Annotated in this window: 2 protein-coding genes; both read left to right on the forward strand. The window is 40.0% G+C overall.

Translation table 11 applies throughout. The annotated features are described in order from the left end of the window. The coding region (gene era / locus ACEW8U_RS03490) for a GTPase Era (RefSeq protein ID WP_373520643.1) at window positions 1-618 on the forward strand (618 nt) is incomplete at its 5' end. A 12-nt stretch (window positions 619-630) separates the two neighbouring features. Next, window positions 631-1,944 (forward strand): ribosome biogenesis GTPase Der, encoded by a 1,314-nt coding sequence (der, locus tag ACEW8U_RS03495; protein WP_373520644.1) that lies wholly within the window; start codon window positions 631-633, stop codon window positions 1,942-1,944. Window positions 1,945-2,113: the final 169 nt, after the last annotated feature.

Raw genomic sequence — 2,113 nt, forward strand, 5'->3', positions numbered from 1 at the left:
CTTTTCGTAACCGATCTATTTGAAACTGACGCAGAAATAGAAGACGTAATTGAAAAAATCAACCAATCAGGTGTTCCTGTGCTCTTAGTAATCAACAAAATTGACCTTTCCAAAGAAAATCAATTGGATGAAGTGACCGCTTATTGGACCCAACGCATCAAATCAGAGACGGTAATCCCGATCTCTGCGACCGAAAGCTTCAATACTGAGCGTATTCTTCAGGAAATCCTTGACCGTCTCCCTGTTCACGAGCCCTTCTATGATAAACAGGAACTTACTGATAGACCGGAGCGTTTCTTTGCTTCTGAAATCGTCCGGGAGAAAATCTTCCTGAATTACAGAAAGGAAATACCTTATAGTACGGAAGTAGCTATTGAGGATTTCTATGAAGAAGAAACAATCATTCGAATTCGTGCCATTATCTACGTGGAGCGCGACAGCCAAAAAGGAATTATCATCGGTGAAGGTGGTAAGGCTTTGAAAAGAGTCGGCACTCAGGCCCGTATGGAGATGGAGAAATTCTTTGGAAAAAAGATTTTCTTGGAAACTTTCGTCAAAGTGGCAGACGATTGGAGAAAAGACAAAAATAAGTTGAAGAAATTTGGTTACGACCAATAAGAACATAGCAGAATGGCAAATATAGTAGCAGTAGTAGGTCGGCCCAATGTTGGGAAATCAACCTTCTTTAATAGATTAGTGGAAGAACGAAAAGCCATTGAAGACAATGTCAGTGGGGTTACGCGTGACAGGCATTATGGTCATGGGCAGTGGGGCGGTAAGTTTTTTTCGGTCATTGATACCGGTGGCTATGTCATCGGTTCTGATGATATGTACGAAGCCGAAATCCGTAAACAGGTAAAATTGGCCATTGAAGAGGCGAATGTGATTCTCTTTGTAGTGGATTGTTTGGATGGGCTGACAGATATGGATAAGGATTTTGCCAATGAACTCCGAGGTTCCAAAAAACCCATTTTCATCGTAGCCAACAAGGCTGACAGCCCGGAAAAATCATTATTGGCAGCAGAATTCTACGCTTTGGGTTTGGGTGAAAACGAGGTATATCCAATTGCAGCAGTCAGTGGCAGCGGTACAGGGGATTTGTTGGACGAGGTGATCAAACATTTTCCGGATGAAGGAGAAGAGGACCCTGATGAAGGTATCCCAAAAATTGCAATCTTGGGAAGACCCAATGTAGGAAAATCTTCCTTTTTGAATGCCTTATTGGGACAGGAAAGGTCCATAGTCACTAATGAAGCCGGCACTACCCGTGATGCCATCCATACCCGGTATAAAATGTACGGTCAGGATTTTATCATCACCGATACTGCAGGAATCAGAAAAAAGGCAAAAGTCAAAGAAGACATTGAATTTTATTCTGTCATGCGTTCATTGAGAACCTTAGAAGAATCAGATGTTTTGATTATCATGATTGATGCGACCAGAGGTTTAGAAGCCCAAGATGTCAACTTGATTTCCTTGGGTATTAAAAACAACAAAGGAATCATGGTGATGGTCAATAAATGGGACCTTGTTGAGAAGGACCACAAGACCTTGGATAAAATCAAAAAGGACATGGTGGAAAAATTGGGTGAAAACAAATGGATCCCGATCATATTTACATCAGTCGAAACAAAGCAAAGGATTTTCCAAGCGATTGAATTGGCGGTGAAAGTTTATGAGAACAAAACCAGAAAGGTAGCTACTTCCAAATTGAATGAATATATCCTTCCGGAAATAGAGAAATATCCGCCACCGGCACTGAAAGGGAAGTATATTAAAATCAAATATATTACCCAATTGCCCACCAAAAATCCTGTTTTTGCTTTCTTCTGCAACCTTCCCCAGTACATCAAGTCTCCCTACTCCAGGTTCCTTGAAAACAGAATTCGGGAAAACTTTGATTTTGAGGGAGTTCCAATAAAAATTACTTATAAAAAGAAATAAATAATTCTTATTAAAAGCTTGTTAATGTAATAAATGGAAGTACCTTTGCACGCTTAATAAAAAAGAAATAAACAAATCATCATGAAAAAGGTATTTGCAATGTTCGCAATCGCAGGAATGTTATTCTCTGCATCATGCGGAAACAAAGAAGTTACTGAAGAAACTACTG

Origin of the sequence: Aquiflexum sp. (genome assembly GCF_041751335.1) — a bacterium.
Classification (GTDB): Bacteria; Bacteroidota; Bacteroidia; order Cytophagales; family Cyclobacteriaceae; genus Aquiflexum.